Origin of the sequence: Flavobacterium limnosediminis JC2902, assembly GCF_000498535.1 — a bacterium.
In the GTDB taxonomy this organism is placed as follows: domain Bacteria; phylum Bacteroidota; class Bacteroidia; order Flavobacteriales; family Flavobacteriaceae; genus Flavobacterium; species Flavobacterium limnosediminis.
In genome coordinates this window covers 533,031-553,194 of the sequence record NZ_AVGG01000001.1, presented here as the reverse complement: position 1 = coordinate 553,194, position 20,164 = coordinate 533,031, and the positions used below count along the sequence as shown (strand labels likewise).

Annotated in this window: 16 protein-coding genes and 1 tRNA gene; 10 read left to right on the top strand and 7 right to left on the bottom strand. The window is 40.1% G+C overall.

Translation table 11 applies throughout. The annotated features are described in order from the left end of the window. Positions 1–54: 54 nt before the first annotated feature. The 4 genes from folB to FLJC2902T_RS02470 all read left to right on the top strand — a co-directional run bounded on the left by folB (position 55) and on the right by FLJC2902T_RS02470 (position 2,387). On the top strand, positions 55–414 hold the full coding sequence (folB, locus tag FLJC2902T_RS02485; protein ID WP_023578209.1) for a dihydroneopterin aldolase: 360 nt from the start codon (positions 55–57) through the stop codon (positions 412–414). Positions 415–472: 58 nt separating this feature from the next. Continuing rightward, positions 473–543, top strand: a tRNA-Cys gene (locus tag FLJC2902T_RS02480). A 447-nt stretch (positions 544–990) separates the two neighbouring features. Continuing rightward, entirely contained in the window at positions 991–1,497 is a 507-nt protein-coding gene (locus tag FLJC2902T_RS02475; RefSeq protein WP_023578208.1) for a DUF6933 domain-containing protein, read from the top strand. 89 nt (positions 1,498–1,586) lie between these two features. Continuing rightward, positions 1,587–2,387 (top strand): gluzincin family metallopeptidase, encoded by an 801-nt coding sequence (locus tag FLJC2902T_RS02470; protein WP_023578207.1) that lies wholly within the window; start codon positions 1,587–1,589, stop codon positions 2,385–2,387. 79 nt (positions 2,388–2,466) lie between these two features. On the opposite strand, the gene FLJC2902T_RS02465 is transcribed toward FLJC2902T_RS02470, so the two are convergent. The 3 genes from FLJC2902T_RS02465 to rnr all read right to left on the bottom strand — a co-directional run bounded on the left by FLJC2902T_RS02465 (position 2,467) and on the right by rnr (position 6,147). Continuing rightward, entirely contained in the window at positions 2,467–3,153 is a 687-nt protein-coding gene (locus tag FLJC2902T_RS02465) for a LysE family translocator (protein WP_023578206.1), read from the bottom strand. Positions 3,154–3,259: 106 nt separating this feature from the next. After that, positions 3,260–3,949, bottom strand: a complete 690-nt coding sequence (locus FLJC2902T_RS02460; RefSeq protein ID WP_023578205.1) for a head GIN domain-containing protein — start codon at positions 3,947–3,949, stop codon at positions 3,260–3,262. A 17-nt stretch (positions 3,950–3,966) separates the two neighbouring features. Beyond that, positions 3,967–6,147 (bottom strand): ribonuclease R, encoded by a 2,181-nt coding sequence (gene rnr, locus FLJC2902T_RS02455; protein ID WP_023578204.1) that lies wholly within the window; start codon positions 6,145–6,147, stop codon positions 3,967–3,969. Between the two features lie 193 nt (positions 6,148–6,340). Between rnr and FLJC2902T_RS02450 the strand changes: the two genes are divergently transcribed. The 5 genes from FLJC2902T_RS02450 (at position 6,341) to FLJC2902T_RS02430 (ending at position 12,786) form a co-directional block, all read left to right on the top strand. Next, positions 6,341–6,580, top strand: coding sequence for a putative signal transducing protein (locus FLJC2902T_RS02450; RefSeq protein WP_023578203.1), 240 nt, complete (start codon positions 6,341–6,343; stop codon positions 6,578–6,580). A gap of 39 nt (positions 6,581–6,619) precedes the next feature. Beyond that, positions 6,620–7,051, top strand: a complete 432-nt coding sequence (rpiB, locus tag FLJC2902T_RS02445) for a ribose 5-phosphate isomerase B (protein WP_023578202.1) — start codon at positions 6,620–6,622, stop codon at positions 7,049–7,051. A gap of 117 nt (positions 7,052–7,168) precedes the next feature. Further along, positions 7,169–8,080, top strand: coding sequence for a cation diffusion facilitator family transporter (locus tag FLJC2902T_RS02440; RefSeq protein WP_023578201.1), 912 nt, complete (start codon positions 7,169–7,171; stop codon positions 8,078–8,080). Between the two features lie 170 nt (positions 8,081–8,250). Further along, on the top strand, positions 8,251–11,697 hold the full coding sequence (locus FLJC2902T_RS02435) for a pyruvate carboxylase (protein ID WP_023578200.1): 3,447 nt from the start codon (positions 8,251–8,253) through the stop codon (positions 11,695–11,697). Between the two features lie 33 nt (positions 11,698–11,730). Continuing rightward, positions 11,731–12,786 (top strand): hypothetical protein, encoded by a 1,056-nt coding sequence (locus FLJC2902T_RS02430; RefSeq protein ID WP_023578199.1) that lies wholly within the window; start codon positions 11,731–11,733, stop codon positions 12,784–12,786. Positions 12,787–12,868: 82 nt separating this feature from the next. Here FLJC2902T_RS02430 and FLJC2902T_RS02425 read toward each other — a convergent pair whose 3' ends face one another. From FLJC2902T_RS02425 to FLJC2902T_RS02415, 3 genes are all read right to left on the bottom strand, one after another. Further along, complete coding sequence (locus FLJC2902T_RS02425; RefSeq protein ID WP_023578198.1) at positions 12,869–13,843, bottom strand: IS110 family RNA-guided transposase; 975 nt, start codon at positions 13,841–13,843, stop codon at positions 12,869–12,871. Between the two features lie 342 nt (positions 13,844–14,185). Next, complete coding sequence (locus FLJC2902T_RS02420; RefSeq protein WP_035676760.1) at positions 14,186–14,452, bottom strand: DUF1294 domain-containing protein; 267 nt, start codon at positions 14,450–14,452, stop codon at positions 14,186–14,188. Between the two features lie 120 nt (positions 14,453–14,572). Then, complete coding sequence (locus FLJC2902T_RS02415; protein ID WP_023578195.1) at positions 14,573–15,208, bottom strand: hypothetical protein; 636 nt, start codon at positions 15,206–15,208, stop codon at positions 14,573–14,575. A 234-nt stretch (positions 15,209–15,442) separates the two neighbouring features. Here FLJC2902T_RS02415 and FLJC2902T_RS02410 point away from each other — a divergent pair, with 234 nt between their 5' ends. Then, positions 15,443–17,566 carry a Tex family protein gene (locus FLJC2902T_RS02410; RefSeq protein ID WP_023578194.1) on the top strand — a complete coding sequence of 708 codons (2,124 nt, stop codon included), beginning with the start codon at positions 15,443–15,445 and terminating at the stop codon, positions 17,564–17,566. Between the two features lie 98 nt (positions 17,567–17,664). On the opposite strand, the gene FLJC2902T_RS02405 is transcribed toward FLJC2902T_RS02410, so the two are convergent. Continuing rightward, positions 17,665–20,136: a T9SS type A sorting domain-containing protein gene (locus FLJC2902T_RS02405; protein WP_023578193.1), complete on the bottom strand. Its 2,472-nt coding sequence runs from the start codon at positions 20,134–20,136 to the stop codon at positions 17,665–17,667. Between the last annotated feature and the right edge of the window lie 28 nt (positions 20,137–20,164).

Below are 20,164 nucleotides of genomic sequence, written 5' to 3'. Positions count from 1 at the left end.
TTAATTCGTCAATTTGTAAATCGGATGATTTGAAAATGACGTCGAAAAATAAGTATGGGAATTATTAAGTTAAAAAACATCAGAACGTTTTCCTACCACGGTTGTTTGGTGGAAGAAGGAAAAATCGGTTCGGATTATGCCGTAGATCTGGAAATTAAAACCGATTTGCGCAAGTCTTCTTTTTCAGATGATTTAGCCGATACGGTGGATTATGTGCATCTGAACAAAATCGTAGTCGAAGAAATGGACATCCGTTCTAAATTATTAGAGCATGTAGCACAGCGGATTATTGCCCGTATTTTTAAGGAAATCCCTCAGGTTTCAAGAATTATAGTTGCGGTTTCCAAACTGAATCCGCCTATCGGTGGTGACGTTGAGGCAGTTACCATTCAGATGGAAGAATATCGCAGTTAATTTAGAATTTAGGATTTGGAATTTGAAATTTATTGCTATATTTGCCGTCCATAACAACGGCATCGTGTCCGAGTGGCTAGGAAGCGGTCTGCAAAACCGTCTACAGCGGTTCGAATCCGCTCGATGCCTCGAGAAGAGTTACAGAAATGTAACTCTTTTTTTATGTTCAATTTTTAGAAAAAATTATGTAAAGATTATAGCGGTTCGAATCCGCTCGATGCCTCAGAAACCTTCAAGGAAACTTGGGGGTTTTTACACCTGACAGGTTTCGAAAACCTGTCAGGTGTAAAATAGGTTTGTAAATTCATATATAACAGTTTTACTGATTGCTATCCGATTCTCTCGTTGCCTTTGAAATTTCAAGATATTCAGAGGTTTTCTATGTTTAATTTTCAAATGAAATTAGGGAAAGATGACTACAGTTTTCTTTTAACTTTGAATAGCCTGGAGATTTTTGAATACTTCGAGGATTTTATGTTTTCGGTCTAAAAGGATTTAAAACTATAAGTCATCCATAATTTTACGCCACGAAAAGTGAAACACCTTAGGTAATTTACTTAATTTGCATAAAAAAGCATGATAAATATTTATTGTTCAACCAAGCTTTCAAGTATTATAAAATCTGAAAAATTCATTGGCGGAAATTCAGATCCGGAAAATGAATGGAGTGCACATTTATTTCCGATAGCAGGGAGAAAATGCGCAATCTTTGTTAATAAAGAAACCTTATATAGTGTTGTATTAGTTGATGTTCTGAAAAAAGATTTACTGAATCTGCAGGTTATTTTCACCGAATTTTTAATCAAACAACTTGAGATTAACAAAATGCTGACTCCAAAATATGAAAGTCACATCAGGGAAACCAATCAGATTATGAATATTTATACAACAGACAACGATCGAAAAACGATGGGTTCATTAACTGATTTTATATATCATATTAAGGCTTCCTATTACGACTCAGGAGATTTGGATACTGTTAAAACGTATGTTGTAAAATATTTGAATACGATGCCAAGCAAAGTTTTAAAGTTTTATACACCGAATGATGCGATGAACCAAAAAATAAAGAACTTCGGCTAATAATGATTTTAAATTCAAGATTTGAATAGGATCCTTTCAGCAAAATTTTAGTTTTTTACATACAGCTTTTCCTTTAAAACATCTTCAATATGAAATCAAAGCATGTATTAATTCCGATGTTATTTTTTGCATTACTGTTTGTTGGCTGGAAAACGATTGATCAGGAATGGTTATCCGAAAATAAGAAGGGATATACTTTAAAGTATACCTCAAACGACAAGAAAAACATCAAGGAATACCGAAAACTTGTTGAGAAAGGGATGACTTCGGTACAGTTTTTTTTCAACAGTACCTTCAACAAGAAGTTTACAGTTTTTATTCATCCGAACCGTACATCCTTGGAAAGTGCCTGGCAAAAAGATTGGAACATGCCTGATTTTAAATCGGAATGCTGGATGGTGGCAAGCGGTGTGGCAACCAAACTGGATGTGATTTCTCCAAAGCAATGGGATAAGGAAGCCTGTGAACACGTCTATTCGGAAACCCAAAAAACGCAGCAACTGATTACGCACGAGTTGGTTCATGTGTACCACGGACAGTTAAACGTTAGCCCGGATTTCAGTGATGTTCAGGGAATGGACTGGTTTGTGGAGGGGTTAGCCACGTATGCTTCGGGACAGTGTGATTCGGCACGGATTGCGGAGGTTAAAAAAGCGATTTTCGACAACAAGATTCCGAAGAGTTTGGACGAATTTTGGTCGGGCAAACTGAAATACGGACTTTCCGGATCGGTTGTGCTCTTTATCGATGCCAAGTACGGAAGAGCAAAACTTATACAACTGTTGGCGCTGAATAAAAAGACGGAGTTGCTTTCGGTGCTGAATACAACGGAATCGGAATTGTTGGAGGAGTGGAAATTGTATATGGAAAATTATAATTCAGGACAATAAAATTTTGATTTGATACATATTTAAAAATGAAAAAAGCCCTCAGATTTTAAGGGCTTTTATATTTTTTAAAATAATGAAATCAGTTCGTCTGTTCCATTTTCTCCAACGTATCTTTTACGAATTCCTTTTCTTTCGGAAACCAACCCTGAAGCATCAGCACCGTACCGAAAACAATCAGTAAAATACTGCTTACTTTCTTGATTTTTATGATGTTGGTAGGGGTTAATTTGCTTCGCAATTGTTTGGCTAAAAGCACTTTACCAATGTCGGTAATCAGATAGGAACCGATTACGGCCGTGAAGAAAATGGCCATACGGGAGGAATCCATATCAAATTTCGGTCCGAAGGTGATGATGATGGCCAACCAGAATCCGAGTACGCCAATGTTGATGAAATTCAGCAAAAACCCTTTAACGAATAAGCTTAAATAGTTCTTTTTCAGGATTTCAATCACTTCCTCATCCGGGTCGATAAGTTTGTGTTGTTTACGAAGTTTTAGGAAGGTAATCAGCCCGTAAGTGAACATGATAATACCGCCAAAAATGAACAGGGCCGGATCGTCTTTAATACTCTGTATCAGACGGTAGCTACTGAAATAGGCCACGGCAATAAAGAAAACATCAGCCACAACGACTCCGAAATCAAAGGACATGGCCGCGCGGAAACCCTTGGTAATACTGGTTTCAAGTAGTACAAAAAAAACGGGTCCAATCATGAAACTGAGAAAGAACCCTAAAGGAATTCCGGTTAGGATATCGTCAATCATTTAAAAGCAGTTATACCTGCAAAGGTAAGAAAAATTAAATCCCAAATCTTAAACTCCAAATTCCAATGGGACTGTTTTGAGAGTAAGTTTTGGGATTTATGAGTTGTTATTTGGAATTTTTATCCAGATTGTGTTGGCGAATCGTTCCACCGGCAACGGTTTTCTGATTAATCTGACGCGGATTTCCGTAAATGGTGATCGTCCCGCCGGCTCTGGTTTTGGCTTCCACCAATTCGGTAGCCGTAACATCAGCTTCGCCACCCGCATTCACTGCCACTACGGTTTGTTCTCCTTCCAGGGCGCTTGCTTTTACAATTCCACCCGAAGAAACCACGATGTCCTGATTGTGTGCCTTTCCTGTTACTCGGACCATTCCTCCGGAACTTGCTTTTATGGTCGCTTTTTTTACATCTAAGGATAGTTTTATTTCGGCACCTTCTTTAGCATTTATACTGAACTCGATGCTTTCGAAAACTTCCGGACTCGAAACATAAGCGCCTTCGCTTGCTTCTACGGCGTCAATTCTTTTAAAATAAACAATCGCCGTTATCTCTTCGCCTTTTAATAATTTGTCCAAAGGCATTCTGATTTTCAGCTCGCCGTTCTTGTTTACCAGTTCCACTTCATCGCTGCGGTCTCCGGAAAGTTCCACTTTGGTTTCGGTACCCTGTACAAGCTGTACGGAAATTTTATCGAAGGCTTTTACTATTGTAAAGTCACCCACATTTTTTGTGATTTTTGCCTGTGAAAAACCTAACTGTGCTATTAAAAGTAATACAACCAACTTATAATTCATAACGTATACATTTTTGTTTATTCCTGTTTTCTGATATAATGAAAATCCAATTGCTTTTTAACTAAATCGGCATTCTTTACCTTAACGTAAACTTCGTCTCCTAATTGTAAAATATTGTTGGAAACTTCGCCCACCAAGGCATATTGTTTATCATCAAACGTATAATAATCGTCTTTTATTTCCCGGATGCGTACCATACCTTCACATTTGTTTTCAATGATTTCCACATAGATTCCCCATTCAGTCACACCGGAAATTACGCCCAGGAACTCCTGATCTTTATGGTCCTGCATGTATTTTACCTGCATGTATTTCACCGAATCACGTTCAGCATTGGCAGCAAGACTCTCCATCTGTGATGAGTGCACGCATTTTTCTTCGTAATCTTCTTCGCTCACACTTTTTCCGCCGTCGAGATAATGCTGTAGCAAACGGTGTGCCATTACATCGGGGTAACGACGGATGGGCGAGGTAAAATGCGAATAGTAATCAAATGCCAATCCGTAATGCCCGATGTTTTCCGTCGAATAACTCGCCTTGCTCATGCTTCGGATGGCTAAAGTGTCAATTAAATTCTGCTCTTTTTTCCCATTTACATTTTCCAACAAGCTGTTTAGTGATTTAGAAATTCCTTGCTTCGATTTTAAATCAAGGGAATATCCAAATTTAGAAATCACCGTTTGCATGTTGATCAGCTTGTCTTCGTTGGGTTCGTCGTGCACACGATAAACGAATGTTTTCTTTTGTTTTCCGATGAACTCCGCAACTTTTCGGTTCGCCAGAAGCATGAATTCTTCAATCAAATGATTGGCATCTTTTGCCACTTTGAAGTACACGCCAACCGGTTCATCGTTTTCATCCAAACGGAATTTCACTTCCACCTTGTCGAATGAAATCGCACCGGCAGCCATGCGTTTTCTGCGCAGGATTTTGGCCAGTTCGTCCATTTTTAAAGTAGCTTCCACAATAGGTGCATCTACCTTATATTCTTTTCCGGTGATGGAAATTTCTTCCGGAATCGTATCGTTTCCTTTGGTTTCAATGATGTGTTGCGCTTCCTCATAAGCAAAACGATGATCGGAATAAGTTACCGTTCTTCCGAACCATTGGTTCACCAGTTCGGCTTTGTTGTTCAGTTCGAAAACAGCAGAGAAGGTATATTTTTCTTCATGCGGACGCAGGGAACAAGCAAAATTACTCAGAACTTCCGGCAGCATTGGCACGACCCTGTCCACCAAATAAACCGAGGTTGCACGTTTGTAGGCTTCTTCTTCCAGAATGGTTCCTTCCTGAAGGTAGTGTGATACATCGGCAATGTGAATCCCGATTTCGTAATTTCCGTTTTCCAACACCTTGAACGAAAGCGCGTCGTCAAAATCCTTGGCGTCTTTAGGGTCGATAGTGAACGTTAAGGTTTCACGCATGTCTCGGCGTTTGGCAATTTCTTCGGCGGTAATGGAGGTGTCTAGTTTTTTAGCAAAAGCTTCCACTTCCAGCGGAAAATCGTACGGCAAACCGTATTCGGCTAAAATAGCGTGGATTTCGGTGTCGTGTTCGCCCGGTTTTCCCAATACTTTGATGACCGAACCAAACGGAGAATCGGCTTTTTTAGGCCAGTCTTCCATGCGGACCAAAACGACATCACCGTGTTCGGCTTCGCCCATTTTGTTCTTCGGAATAAAAATATCGGTATACATTTTGGCGTTGGCCGTGGTTACGAAAGCGAAATTCTTCTGCACATCGATAACCCCAACGAATTCTTCTTTTTTACGTTCCAGAATTTCCAACACTTCCGCTTCGGGTTTACGGGAACTTCTTCGGTTGTAAATGTAGGCTCTTACCTTGTCGCCGTCTAAAGCGTGGTTCAGGTTGATGGCCGGAATAAACACGTCATGCTCCAGTTCGGGACATACGAAATAACCGGTTTTTCGACTGGTCATGTCGACTGTTCCTTCGTAGTATTCGGCTTTGGAGATAATCTGGAATTTGCCAATTTCGGTTTCGTGAATCTTATCCTGTGCTTTCAGTAGTTTTAAATCACGGATAATTTCATTTCGGCTTTTGGTATCGGTGAGCTCTAAGGCAGCGGCGATTTGTTTGTAGTTGAACGATTTACTCGGATCCTTAGACAGTATTTTAAATATCTGGGCAGTAAAATCGTGTTGTTTTTTTCCTAATTTTTTAGGTCTCTTACTCATAGGTCATCTGTTCTTTTCTATTGTTTTTTATTGGTCAGATGCAGTTCGCTATAAAGATTTGTTTTTTGATGGATTATAGCTCGTGTCATTTCTTAATAATGCTGAAAATTACGAATAACTATTAAGATTTTTAAGGTTAAAGCGTAATATTTATGCTAAAAATAACTTTTGTATCTTTAGGAAAAGATTTTTTATGACTGAATTTATAACCGTTGCCGTTTTCGAGTATCCGCACGAAATTACTGTGCTGAAACATCTTTTGGACCAATCAGAAATCCAGTATTTCTTTGAGAATGAAACGATGATGAATATTGTACCGATGTATTCGCAGGCGCTGGGCGGTATCAAATTGAAAGTACATCCGAATGATGTGGAAACGGTTCAGGAAATTTTAAATAATTTGAGTGGTGATTCGAATTTGAAAATCGTTTGAATTACCTTTGTACAAAATAACTGCAAAACACAATACAGCATGAAAATTTCAATAGGAAACGACCACGCAGGACCGGATTACAAAAAAGCCATCGCTGAACATCTGGAAGCGAAAGGGTACACTATTATCAATCACGGAACCGATACTTTTGACAGTGTGGATTACCCTGATTTCGGTCACGCGGTAGCCAACGACGTGGAAAACGGAACCGCTAATTTCGGTATTATCATCTGCGGAAGCGGAAACGGAATTGCTATTTCAGCCAACAAACACCAAGGCGTTCGCGCGGCTTTGTGCTGGATGAACGAAATTGCCGCTTTGGCCCGTCAGCACAATGATGCCAACGTGATCAGTATCCCGGCACGTTATACCAATATCAAACAGGCCGTAGAAATGGTAGACACATTTTTAACTACCGATTTTGAAGGCGGAAGACACGCGACCAGAGTAAACAAAATTGCTTGTCAATAGAGATTATCAGACTGCTTAGATTCTTAGACTACTTAGACAATTTAGATTATCGGAAAGTAGGATAAATTATCAAAGTCTAAGAATCTAAATTGTCTAACAATCTAAGAAGTCTGAAAAATGGAACACCAACACGATCACCGGATTCACAAACACCGCGTGGAAGCCAAAAACCTGGTTTATTCCATAGCGTTGAATGTGATTATTACGGTTGCGCAGGTAGTTGGTGGACTATTTTCCGGGAGTCTTGCGCTGATTTCCGATGCGTTGCACAACTTCAGCGACGTACTTTCCCTTTTGTTCAGTTATGTCGCCCATAAATTGTCCCGACAAAAAGCATCCATCAATCAGACCTTTGGATTCAAACGTGCCGAATTGATTGCCGCTTTTGTCAATTCCTTTACCTTGGTCATCGTTGCCTTGTACCTTATCTATGAAGCGATAGGCAGGTTTTTTCACCCGCAGGAAATTGCTTCCGGCATTGTAATCTGGCTGGCATTGCTCGGAATTGTTGCCAATGGTGCTTCGGTTTTACTGCTTAAAAAGGACGCCAATCATAACCTGAACATGAAATCGGCATACCTCCATCTGCTCACCGATATGCTGGCTTCCGTAGCGGTTTTAGCGGGCGGTTTACTGATGAAATACTATCATATTTATTGGATTGACAGCGTGCTGACCCTGTTCATAGCCGTTTACCTGATTGTCGTGGGTGCCGATGTCCTTAAAAAATCCGTAAAAATGCTGATGCTTTTCACTCCGGAACACATCGATGTTAAGGAAATTGTTCGCGAAGTGCACAAAATTCCCGGTGTAAGCAAACTGCATCATATTCATGTCTGGCATCTCAACGAAGAGGAATTGCACCTCGAGGCCCATCTCGATTGTTCCCATGATATTCCGATGAGTGAATTCAATCGGATAGTGCAGGAAGTTGAAGAAGTGCTTTACGAAAAATTCGGTATTAATCATGTTACCCTTCAACCCGAATTCCATAAAAAGGATCCCAAAAATTTTATCGTTCAGGATTAACAAAATCAATCCGAAATAATTTGTAACCGTTTGTAATTGCCTTTTTTTTTCACTTAAAATGGAAAAATTTGCAGTTCACAGACTATATGTGTTTTATTCATTTTTACTGTTTAAATTTAAGTGAATATGAAAATGAAGCAGTTTATACTAACTCAAAATGTGTTACAATTATGGCTGATAATCTTACAATTAAAAAGGTACTAGTTGCCAACAGAGGAGAAATTGCAATACGTGTTTTTAGGGCGGCCACGGAATTGAAAATCGATACGGTAGCCGTTTTTACACACGAAGATCGGTATTCACTGCATCGGTTTAAAGCCGACCAGAGTTTTCAGATAGGCGATGGTTCCGAACCACTGAAACCGTATCTGGATATCGAAGAAATCATAAAAGTAGCCAAAGCCAATCAGGTGGATGCTATTCATCCCGGCTACGGATTTTTATCGGAGAATGTCGATTTTGTCCGAAGATGTGAAGAGGAAGGCATCATTTTTATTGGTCCGCGCAAAGAAGCCATGATGCAATTAGGGGATAAAGTGGCGGCCAAAAAAGTGGCTACAGATATCGGGGTTCCGGTCATCACCGATTCGAAAAATGATTTAAATTGCCTGGAAAATGCCTTGGATGAGGCTGAAATAATCGGTTATCCCGTAATGTTAAAAGCGGCAGCGGGCGGTGGTGGAAGAGGTATGCGCGTGGTTCGCAATACCGATGAGATGCAGAACGCCTTTCATAACGCCAAAAGCGAAGCCCTAAAAGCCTTTGGAGACGACACCCTGTTTTTGGAAAAATTTATCGATAACCCGAAACACGTTGAGGTGCAGATTCTGGGCGATAATTTCGGAAACATTGTCCATCTCTACGAAAGGGACTGTTCCGTGCAGCGCCGATTCCAGAAAGTCATCGAGATCGCACCTTCCATTCTTAAAGTCGAGACAAAACAAAAATTGTATGACTATGCTTTAAAAATCGCAAAACATGTCAATTACAACAATGCCGGAACCGTGGAGTTTCTGGTAGACAAAGACGAAAATGTTTATTTCATAGAAGTCAATCCGCGCATACAGGTAGAGCACACCATCACCGAAGAAGTTACCGGCATCGACCTAGTCCGATCGCAAATCATTATCGCGGCTGGTCATCCGCTCACGCACAGCCAGATTTTTATCCACAAGCAAGAAGACATCCAATGCAAGGGTTGGGCGATCCAATGCCGTATTACTACCGAAGATATCGAACACGATTTCAAACCCGATTACGGAACCATCATCGCCTACCGAAATGCCGGTGGTTATGGAATCCGCTTGGACGAAGGGAATTGCTATACCGGGGTAACGGTTTCTCCTTTTTTCGATTCGATGCTCGTGAAAGTTTCCTCGAGTGGCCGAACCCTGAAAGGCGCTTCCGACCGTTTGCGAAGAACCCTGGAAGAATTCAGGATACGCGGGGTGAAAACCAACATGCCTTTCCTGATTAATGTATTAACGAATGATATTTTCCGCGATGGGAAAGCTACAGTGAATTTCATTCAGGAAAATCCGCAGTTAACGATTCCCGATCCGGAGTATTTCAACGACCGCGGTACCAAAATGCTGAAATACCTTGCGGAACTGAAAGTAAACGGACATCCCGATGTAATGAAATATGATCCCGAAAAAGTTTTCAGAACACCAATTATTCCGGAAGTTGACCGGGAAGATTTTCCAAAAGGAACCAAGGACTTGCTTACCGAAATGGGAAGGGAAGCCTTCATCGATTATATCAAAAACGAAAAGAAAATTTTTTATACCGACACGACTTTACGAGATGCACACCAGTCGCTTTTTGCCACCCGACTGCGTAATTACGATATGCTGAAAGTGACCGAAGGCATTGCCAAGAATTTCCCGCAACTGTTTTCCATGGAAGTCTGGGGCGGCGCCACTTTTGATGTAACCATGCGTTTTCTGCATGAAGATCCGTGGGAGCGTTTGCGTTTGATCCGGAAAGCGCTTCCGAATATTTTACTGCAGATGCTCTTCCGTGGCAGTAATGCGGTGGGTTATGCGGCGTATCCCGACAACGTACTGGAACAATTCATCATAAAAAGTGCCGAAAACGGAATCGATGTTTTCCGGATTTTCGATTCACTGAATTGGATTGAAGGCATGTCCCATAGCATAAAAATGGTTCGCGAAAAAACGAATTCGATTGCCGAGGCCTGCATCTGTTATACCGGCGATTTTCTGAATCCGGACCGACAAAAATTCAATCTTCAGTATTACATCGATCTGGCGAAAGAACTCGAAGCAGCTGGAGCCCATATGCTGGCAATAAAAGACATGGCCGGATTGCTGAAACCGTATGCGGCTGAAATCCTGATTAAGGAGCTGAAGAAAAATATTTCCATCCCGATTCATCTGCATACGCACGATACATCTTCGGTGCAATCAACTACTTTAATAAAAGCGATTGAAGCAGGCGTTGATGTGGTTGATGTAGCCCTGGCTTCGATGAGCGGTCTGACTTCACAACCGAATTTTAATTCGTTGGTAGCGATTATGCACGGCACGGAAAGGGAAAATCCGGTTAATCTTAAAAAACTGAATGAGTATTCCAATTATTTTGAAGTGGTGCGCGAATACTATTATCCGTTTGAAAGTGAACTTAAAGCGGGAACAGCTGAGGTGTATGACCACGAAATTCCGGGCGGACAGTATTCCAATTTATTACCGCAGGCCCGATCGTTGGGACTGGAAGACAAGTTTGAAACCATCAAACAGAATTATGTGGTGGTGAATGAGTTGTTCGGGGATATCGTAAAAGTAACTCCGTCTTCAAAAGTGGTGGGGGACATGGCGTTGTTCATGACGTCGAATAATTTAACGGCAGCCGATGTGATGGAGAAAGGGGATACGCTCGCTTTTCCCGATTCGGTGAAACAGCTTTTCCGTGGCGATTTGGGTCAGCCCTATGGAGGATTCCCTAAAGCGTTACAGAATATGATTCTGAAAAATGAAATCCCGTATACCGAAAGACCCAATGCGCATTTAAAACCGATCGATTTTGATGTGGAATTGCAGCTGTTTCATCAGAAATTTGACGATAAGCTTACAATGGAGGATTTGTTGTCATACATCATGTTCCCGAAAGTTTTCGAAGATTTTTACAAATTCAGAAAGTATTTCGGAAATATCGAAAAGCTTCCGACGCCGTATTTTTATTATCCACTCAAAACCAACGAAGAGCTCATTGTTAACCTCGATTCGGGAAAAAACATGCTGATTGATTTCCGTTATATGAGTGAACCCAACGAAGATGGTTTCCGGGAAGTGTATTTCCAGATTAACGGGCAGACCCGAAATATCGTGATTAAAGACAATTCGGTTAAATCCGTCAGAGAGGCCAATGCGAAAGTTTCAGGATCCGATGATATAGGCGCCCCGTTACAGGGACGATTGGTTAAAATACTGGTGACTGAAAATGAAGAAGTGGAAAAAGATAAACCTCTGTTCGTAATCGAAGCCATGAAGATGGAAACTACAATCTGCGCTCCCAAAAACGGGAAGGTGGCTAAAATCATATTGAAGCAAAATTCCATGATCGAACAGGATGACTGTGTGATGCAGATTCAGTAATTTTGGAATACGGTTAAATGTAAAAACAACACCATGAGCAATGACGGTCCGTTATTAAAAAAACAATACTACCCGATAAACAAGGCGCTTTATGCCTATCTGGAAAAATACAGACGGGTGGCAAAGACAACCATTTTTTATGATGATCTATTGCGTTTTCAAGGTAGTGTTGTGGTCTTTGACGCCAATAATGAGGACACGCTTTGGGTAAGGGTTTTTTATAATGAGAACGAAAAGAAGGAAATCGATTTAAGTCTGAAGAAAATTTATACGTTATTGCATTCCGACGGTGACGAACGCAACATTAAAAACCTCACGATCGATTACATCGATTTCTGTACGTTCGGAAATTCGAAGCCGTTCCGGGTGAAGATCCGGAATATCCTGAACGACAATTACACGCATTTTTATGTAAAAATCGCCGATGCTTCACGGATTTTCGGACTGGAATTGGAGCACATCATGTCTCCGAACAGTATCAATTTTCTGGTGCACAAAGAAACCCTGATTGAAGAGCATATTGTGGGTATTCCCGGCGATGTTTTTCTGAAACATCATTTGGATAAATGCACCGAAAACGAAAAGGCCCAAATCGCAAAAGAGTTTGTGAAATTCAACGAGCGCTGTATGATTGGCCTTTTGGGCGATATGCGATCTTATAATTTTGTAGTCATCCCCATTTACGATTACGACCATATTGTTTATAAAATTAGGGCCATCGATTTCGACCAGCAGTGTTATGAAGGCAATTTCAAACTGTACAAGCCTCATCTTTTTAAAGAGAATTTCCGTTTCACGCAATTGGTAAAAGACAAACTCAAAAAAGCGTCCATTGAACAATACCAAAACGAGGAACGTTCCATTTTGGTGAGAAGAATAGCCGGTTTCGAGGAGCGTCTGAATGAATTATTGAGGGTGATGAAAGCGAACGAGCTCTCGCCCACGATTAATTTCGAGCGTCTGAGACAGGAAACCTATCAGGCTACTTTCGACAAGAATTTCAGAAATGCGGCTTCGATGGGCGATATAGTCGAAGCGGCGCTGAATTTCATCAAACGGAATTACCATACTCATGGCGGTGAGGAGTAATGGTTATCAAAAATTTAAATAAACCGGATAAAAATCTTCTGCCAACTAACAGCAGTTCTTCAAATAATAAAAAAATGAATTTTTATTGGTTTACCGTTACAGTGCTACCGTAATTTTCATTGTATGCCACTCCGGATTTAGCAATGGCAAATGCCTGTTTTAACAGTTTATTGCATACGGCTATTAAAGCTAATTTCTTGCTTTTGCCTTTATTGACAATCCGCTCATACAATTCTCTACAAGCCCTGTTACTTTTACAGGCCGAAAAACTGCACATAAAGAGCAGGTTTCTCAGTCGGCCGTTCCCGATTTTGCTGATCCGGTTTTTCCCCTTTATGCTGCTGCCGGATTGCCTTATTACAGGGGTAAGTCCCGTAAAAGAACACAGTTGGGAACTGCTTTTAAAACGCTTGAACCCATTGGTCAGTACAATAAGTGTCAAGGCTGTTTTTCGGCCCACACCGGGAATGCTCTCGAGTTTTGTCAGCATCTGTCGGTGTTCCGATTCTACTAATGCCAATGCTTCCGCTTCAATTATTGCCGTTTCCTGCTGTAAATTCATAAGGCTTCTTTTTAATGATTTTACCGCTGACTGGGAGGGGCTTCCTAAAGTCAACTGATCCTCGAGTTTATTCTTTAAAGAGGTGGATTGTTTCGCATAGGTTTCCAGCAAACTGATGAGTTGAAGACATTGCAATTGATTTTTGGAATACCGTTTCCAAAGGCTTAACTCACGTTCCTGACCATACAGACAAATCATTTTTGCATCCGATTTATCGGTTTTGATTCGGCTCAACTTCATTTGGACATAGCGTTTGACCGACAATGGATTCTCCACTGAAACCGCAATATGTTTCTCTGTTAAAAAGCAAGCCAGAGGATAATGATAATACCCCGTGGCCTCCATGACACAATGCGAGCGGGAGTCCAACAATTCAAAAAACTTTAAAAAGCCAATCATATTGTTGGAAAACAGATTGTAATTCCCCATGGAATCAACCACATCAAAAGTGTCTTTACTGATGTCAATACCGAAAATTTTCTTATTTCTAGCCATGGAAAAAAGTTTTGCGAAAGAACAATCTACTCATTTTTCATCACCTTAAAAGGATAGCTGTTTCTAAAAACTGTTCGAAATAAAAGTAAAAAAGAGAGGGGATTATCGCTGTTGACGGAATCTGAAGTTCCTGCGGTTATAGAAAACCTTTGTTCCTCTCTTTTGTTCTTTCTGTTTAGTGTATAAATCTTAATATTGAAAACCCATGTTGTTTCGGGCAATTAGGGTTTCCCGTTAGCTGTATAACCGCAAGGTGTTTTCATTTTAGCATTTGACGTAGCACAACTCATTAAGACAGTAAAAGTGCTCACTTTCTCAAAACTTGTGGAATGATAAAAAGGTTTATTCAACCGTTAAAAAGTAGAAAACAAACACTATCTGAAGAAGGAGTATGCCGACAAATTTCCATAAAAAAGAAAATTTGGAAGTCTTATGCCGAAAAAGCAGCATCCCAAGCAAGGCACCAACCGTTCCCCCCACCAATACAAAGCACAATAGTGACCTTTCGGAAATTCTGGATTTCTGATGCATGGCAAACCATTTGTCAGTCCCATTTAACAGGAAGGCAATTCCGTTAACCGCCAATAAATAAATGAAAAGAGGTGGCATTTGTTATGACTTTGGCACAAAGATAGAGCACAAACTGACAAGAGACCTTACAATAGCCAAAAGGTTTTATCAGGGTTCTAAAACCATCATAAATTCTCTTCTGAGAAACCATCAATTCGTTTAGTTTTCGAAATCAAGGTTGGCTGGTTCATTAATCACTTTTAATTTTTCCGGTTTTTTACCTGTTACCGGTACGGAAGGATCGACAATTTCAAAAGCTAAATTATCAAACCACATTTGTCCCGTTCCCCTCAAATAGGCGCCATACGATATTTTTGTAGCGTGGGAAGGAACGTCTAAAACAAGTTCGTATTTTTTCCAGTCTGTAGTTCCGGAAACAGCCCGGTTGCGCATATTGTCAAAGGAGATGAAATTTTGTGTGTTTGCCTGTTCCACTTTGAACCAGAAACCCGCTTTTCCATCTACATCGCTGGTTTTAATGTAACCCGACAGGCGAACGCGTTGTCCGGAAAACTTTTCAGGAAGAAAACTTTGCATAAGTGTCCCGTATCCGTCGATTATTTTGTCCACGGATTTGATGGTGGCCGCATTTTTGCCATCCATTCCCGAACCTTTATCGATTCCCATATCATAACTTTCTGACTTTGTTCCGGTTTTATACCATCCGGCAGGAAGTTCAAAATCATATCCTTCGGACTCAATTCCGGTTTTGTACCATCCGGAAGGGATTTCAAAAGAAAACAACATTCCCATCAGCCCTAATAACAGAAAAATTTTAAGAGTAGTAGTTTTCATTTCACAATGTATTAATTAGTATTTTCGCTTTTATAGCTAGCAGGAATTAACTATTAAACACTGTAAATCAGGGAGTTATAAAGGTAAGAAAAATACGGGAATTCACCGAGTAATACACGTTAAATTTTGGCTACTGGTAAAAAGATCCGGAGAATCAGTACAAAAAGATAAAAAGAAAGGTATGGTGAAATTAATCCCAAAGATGCTATTTTAGCATTCTTATTTCAAAATACAATGACAGCAACAGAATACATCCTGAAGTTTGTTCCGACAGCTTCCAAAAACATAGAAGCCACTCTTCAATTATTGTCTGAGGATTGCACCATTCCCTTTATTGCACGGTATAGAAAAGATAAAACCGGAAATCTCGATGAGGTCCAGATTGAAAACATTGCCAAATACAGCAAAGCGTTTACCGAAATCGTGAAACGAAAAGAAAGCATTTTAAAATCGATAGAAGAACAGAATGCGTTGTCACCCGAACTGAAACAAAAAATTGAGAACAGTTTCGATTTGCAGGAACTGGAAGATTTTTACCTTCCGTATAAAAAGAAAAAGAAAACCAAAGCCGATACCGCACGTGAAAACGGATTGGAACCGTTGGCGAAAATCATCATGGCACAAAATTCGGACGATGTCGAATATATCGCGTCCAAATACCTGAATGATAAGGTAGCCAACGAAGACGATGCATTACAGGGCGCCAGAGACATCATTGCCGAATGGATCAACGAAAACATTTTCATCCGTAAAACGCTTCGAAGAATGTTTCAGCGCAAGGCGACTATTGCAACAAAGGTCGTCAAAGCCAAAAAAGAGGAAGACGGTGCTAAAAAATTCGAACAGTATTTCGATTGGAGCGAACCGGTTTCCAAAGCGCCGGCCCACCGATTATTGGCGATGCTTCGCGCTGAAAATGAAGGTTTCATAAAACTTTCGGTGGAAGTGGAAAAAGAAGAGGCGCTGAGTTTTATCGAAGACAACATTATCAAAAATAATAACGAGACGGCAGTTCAGCTGAAATTGGCCATCAAGGACAGTTACAAGCGTTTGCTGGAACCGGCCATTTCCAATGAGACCCTGCAGGAAGCCAAAGCCAAAGCGGATGTGAATTCCATCCAGGTTTTTGCGGCCAATTTGAGTCAGCTCTTATTAGCTTCGCCTTTAGGAGAAAAACGAATCTTAGCTATTGATCCTGGTTTTAGAACCGGATGCAAAGTGGTTTGTCTGGATGAGAAAGGCGATTTGCTGTATAACGAAACCATTTTTCCGCACGCACCGCAAAATGAAACGGCGATGGCGATGAAGAAAATCCGTTCGATGGTGAATGCCTATAACATTGAAGCGATTTCCATAGGAAACGGAACCGCATCCCGTGAAACCGAATTTTTCATCAAGAAGATTGCCTTCGACAAACCGGTTCAGGTGTTCATTGTTTCCGAAGCGGGTGCATCCGTGTATTCGGCTTCGAAAATCGCAAGGGAAGAATTTTCGAATTATGACGTTACGGTTCGTGGCGCGGTTTCCATCGGAAGACGTTTGTCGGATCCGTTAGCCGAACTGGTAAAAATCGATCCGAAATCCATCGGCGTAGGCCAGTACCAACACGATGTGGATCAGACCAAACTGAAAGAGGAACTCGACAATACCGTAATCCGTTGTGTGAACTCGGTCGGTATTAACATCAACACGGCGAGTAAATCGTTGTTGAGTTATGTTTCGGGAATTGGCGAGAAAATGGCTGAGAACATTGTGACTTACCGTAGTGAAAACGGTCCGTTTGAAGACCGAAAACAATTGAAAAAAGTGCCGCGTCTGGGCGAAAAAGCGTTCCAACAGGCAGCGGCGTTTATCCGAATCAAAGAAGGGAAAAATCCGTTGGACAATTCGGCGGTACATCCTGAAGCGTATGGGATTGTTGAAAAAATGGCGAAAGATTTGGGAATCAAAACCAATGAGTTAATCGCCAACAAAGAAAAAATCGCGTTGATTAAAGCGGAAAACTATATCACCAACGACATCGGGATTTTAGGATTGAAAGACATTCTGAAAGAGTTGGAAAAACCGGGACTGGATCCGAGAAAAGCGGCGAAAGTGTTTGAGTTCGATCCGAATGTGAAAACCATCAAAGACCTGCGAACCGGAATGGTATTGCCGGGCATTGTGAACAACATTACGAATTTCGGATGTTTCGTGGATGTGGGCATCAAGGAAAGCGGTTTGGTGCACATCTCTCAGTTGAAAGAAGGTTTCGTTTCCGATGTGAATGAAGTGGTGAAGTTGCACCAACACGTTCAGGTGAAAGTCACCGAAGTGGATGAAGACCGAAAACGGATTCAGCTTTCGATGATTTTGTAAATATGCCACTAGGAGCTTTTCGAAGAGCAAAAATAAAAATCCAAAATTCCACTTTATAAATCGGAATTTTGGATTTCTAAAATCAGAACTTAAAGAAGTTACTCTTTAATAAACTTTTTAGTAAAAGCGCCCTTTTCGGTTTTAATTACAGCTAAATACAAACCAGAAGCCAAATTACTTACATCTATAGTTGTACCTGCATTGGTATTTTCATGTATTAATTTACCTTCAAGATTATAAATACTTACCGTGCTTATAACATGGTTTAAGTTGTTAATATTTAAAATGTTTTGTGTCGGATTTGGCCATAAAGAAACATGATTTTCATTCACAAAATCTTGGTTAGACAATACCGCATCTCCATTAAGAACAATTAATTTAGAAGAACTAATGGTGCCTTGATAAGTAGTAAAATTACCACCAATAATTATTTTTCCATCAGGTTGCAGCGTGGTTGATCTAACAACCCCATTAAACCCGCTTCCAGCGTTAAAAGTAGTGTCTTTAAGTCCATTCGGATTTAAGCGAATGATAAAGTTTTCGGAAAACCCTTTATAAGTAGTAAACCAACCGCCAACAATAATTTTCCCATTAGGCTGTATCGATATTGAATGGATATCGTTATTAAATCCACCAGACCCGACAGCAAAAGATGTATCTTTAGTTCCGTTCGAATCTAAACGAACGATATGGTTGTAAAGGACTCCGTTATAACCGGTAAAAGAGCCTCCAACTATTAGTTTCCCGTCAGCTTGTAGTGCTAATGAATATAAAGAACTGTTAAACCCACTTCCAATATCAAAAGAAGTATCTTTGGTTCCATCCGAATTTAAGCGAATAATATAATTTTGGCTCACACCGTTAAAAGCAGTAAAATTACCACCAACGATAATTTTTTGGTCAGGTTGCACTAGTATTGAATGAACATCATTATTCGATCCGGTTCCTGTGTTGAATGATGTATCTTTAGTTCCATCGCTATTTAAACGAATGATCCGGTTTTCAGTTATTCCTTTATAAGAAATAAAATTACCTCCGATAATTATTTTTCCGTCAGATTGCATGGCGATTGAATAAACCGGCCAATTAAATCCGGTTCCCGTGTTAAAAGAAGTGTCTTTGGTCCCATCGGAATTAAAGCGAATGATTCGGTTTTCGGTTACCCCATCATAAGAAGTAAACAAACCCCCAACAATAATTTTTCCGTCAGACTGCAGTGCTATTGAAAGAACTTGGTTGTTAAACCCTGTTACTGTATGAAAAGAAGTGTCTTTGGTCCCATCCGAATTTAAACGAATGATTCTATTTTCAGGCACTCCATTGTATGAGGTAAAATCACCTCCAACAATAATTTTCCCGTCAGGCTGCACCGTTGTTGCATAAATCTGTCCATTAAATCCAGTTCCGGCATGAAAAGAAGTGTCTCTGGTTCCATCCGAATTTAAATAAATAAAATAATGTTCCGACAGTCCTTTATAATAAGTAAACCAACCGCCAATAATAATTTTTCCTTCAGTTTGTTGTGCAATTGAAACAACTTTACCGTTAAACCCGCTTCCCGTGTTAAAAGAAGTGTCTTTGGTTCCATTGCTGTTTAAACGAATAATCCTATTTTCCGTCAGGTCTTGATAAGAAGTAAAATCACCTCCAACTATGATTTTCCCATCCGGTTGCACAATCATTGCATAAACTTGGTTATTAAATCCAGTTCCGGTGTTAAAAGAAGGATCTCTAGTACCATCGCTATTCAAACGAATAATTTTATTTTCAGATGCTCCTTGATAAGTGGTAAAAAGACCGCCTGCGATAATTTTTCCATCCGGTTGCATTATCGTGGAATAAACAGGGTTATTAAATCCGGTTCCCGTGTTAAAAGAAGTGTCTTTGGTTCCGTCCGAATTTAAACGAATGATACGGTTTTCAGTTGCTCCTTGATAAAAAGTAAAATCACCTCCAACAAGCATTTTTCCATCCTGTTGTAGCGAAGTTGACCTAACATCGGCACTAAATCCAATTCCTATGTCAAAAGAAGTATCTTTGGATCCATCAGCATTTAAACGGATAATTCTATTTTGAGTTACTCCTTGATAAGATGTGAAATCGCCACCAACGATAATTTTTGCATCCGGTTGTGCAATCGTTGAATAAATAGGCCCATTAAACCCAATTCCAAAAATAAAAGAAACGTCTTTAGACCCATCAGCATTTAAACGAATGATACGGTTTGCAGCTGTTCCCTGATAAGTGGTAAAATCACCTCCAACAATAATTTTTCCATCCGGTTGTAGTGTTATCGAATAAACAGAGTTATTAAATCCAGTCCCCATGTTAAAAGAAGTGTCTTTGGATCCATCAGCATTTAAACGAATAATTCTATTTTCAGTTATTCCTTTATAAGCAATAAAGCCCCCTGCAACAATCATTTTTCCATCTGGTTGTAGCGTCACAGAAGAAACAGAACCATTAAATCCAGGAAATGAACCAAAAGTTTGTGCTACAGAGGCAGAATTTTGAGAAAAAGAAACAAAATTCAGAGTAATTAAAAAAAAGAAAAAGTATAATTTTTTCATTCAATTTTTTTTCAAAAGTATAAAAAAA

What these genes read in the sequence shown, in the direction of transcription:
- FLJC2902T_RS02470 (WP_023578207.1), top strand. Translation starts at nt 1,587, where the DNA reads ATGAAATCAAAGCATGTATTAATTCCGATGTTATTTTTTGCATTACTG.
- FLJC2902T_RS02410 (WP_023578194.1), top strand. Translation starts at nt 15,443, where the DNA reads ATGACAGCAACAGAATACATCCTGAAGTTTGTTCCGACAGCTTCCAAA.
- FLJC2902T_RS02435 (WP_023578200.1), top strand. Translation starts at nt 8,251, where the DNA reads ATGGCTGATAATCTTACAATTAAAAAGGTACTAGTTGCCAACAGAGGA.
- rnr (WP_023578204.1), bottom strand. Translation starts at nt 6,147, where the DNA reads ATGAGTAAGAGACCTAAAAAATTAGGAAAAAAACAACACGATTTTACT.
- FLJC2902T_RS02405 (WP_023578193.1), bottom strand. Translation starts at nt 20,136, where the DNA reads ATGAAAAAATTATACTTTTTCTTTTTTTTAATTACTCTGAATTTTGTT.
- FLJC2902T_RS02420 (WP_035676760.1), bottom strand. Translation starts at nt 14,452, where the DNA reads ATGCCACCTCTTTTCATTTATTTATTGGCGGTTAACGGAATTGCCTTC.
- folB (WP_023578209.1), top strand. Translation starts at nt 55, where the DNA reads ATGGGAATTATTAAGTTAAAAAACATCAGAACGTTTTCCTACCACGGT.
- FLJC2902T_RS02460 (WP_023578205.1), bottom strand. Translation starts at nt 3,949, where the DNA reads ATGAATTATAAGTTGGTTGTATTACTTTTAATAGCACAGTTAGGTTTT.
- FLJC2902T_RS02450 (WP_023578203.1), top strand. Translation starts at nt 6,341, where the DNA reads ATGACTGAATTTATAACCGTTGCCGTTTTCGAGTATCCGCACGAAATT.
- FLJC2902T_RS02465 (WP_023578206.1), bottom strand. Translation starts at nt 3,153, where the DNA reads ATGATTGACGATATCCTAACCGGAATTCCTTTAGGGTTCTTTCTCAGT.
- rpiB (WP_023578202.1), top strand. Translation starts at nt 6,620, where the DNA reads ATGAAAATTTCAATAGGAAACGACCACGCAGGACCGGATTACAAAAAA.
- FLJC2902T_RS02475 (WP_023578208.1), top strand. Translation starts at nt 991, where the DNA reads ATGATAAATATTTATTGTTCAACCAAGCTTTCAAGTATTATAAAATCT.
- FLJC2902T_RS02425 (WP_023578198.1), bottom strand. Translation starts at nt 13,843, where the DNA reads ATGGCTAGAAATAAGAAAATTTTCGGTATTGACATCAGTAAAGACACT.
- FLJC2902T_RS02440 (WP_023578201.1), top strand. Translation starts at nt 7,169, where the DNA reads ATGGAACACCAACACGATCACCGGATTCACAAACACCGCGTGGAAGCC.
- FLJC2902T_RS02415 (WP_023578195.1), bottom strand. Translation starts at nt 15,208, where the DNA reads ATGAAAACTACTACTCTTAAAATTTTTCTGTTATTAGGGCTGATGGGA.
- FLJC2902T_RS02430 (WP_023578199.1), top strand. Translation starts at nt 11,731, where the DNA reads ATGAGCAATGACGGTCCGTTATTAAAAAAACAATACTACCCGATAAAC.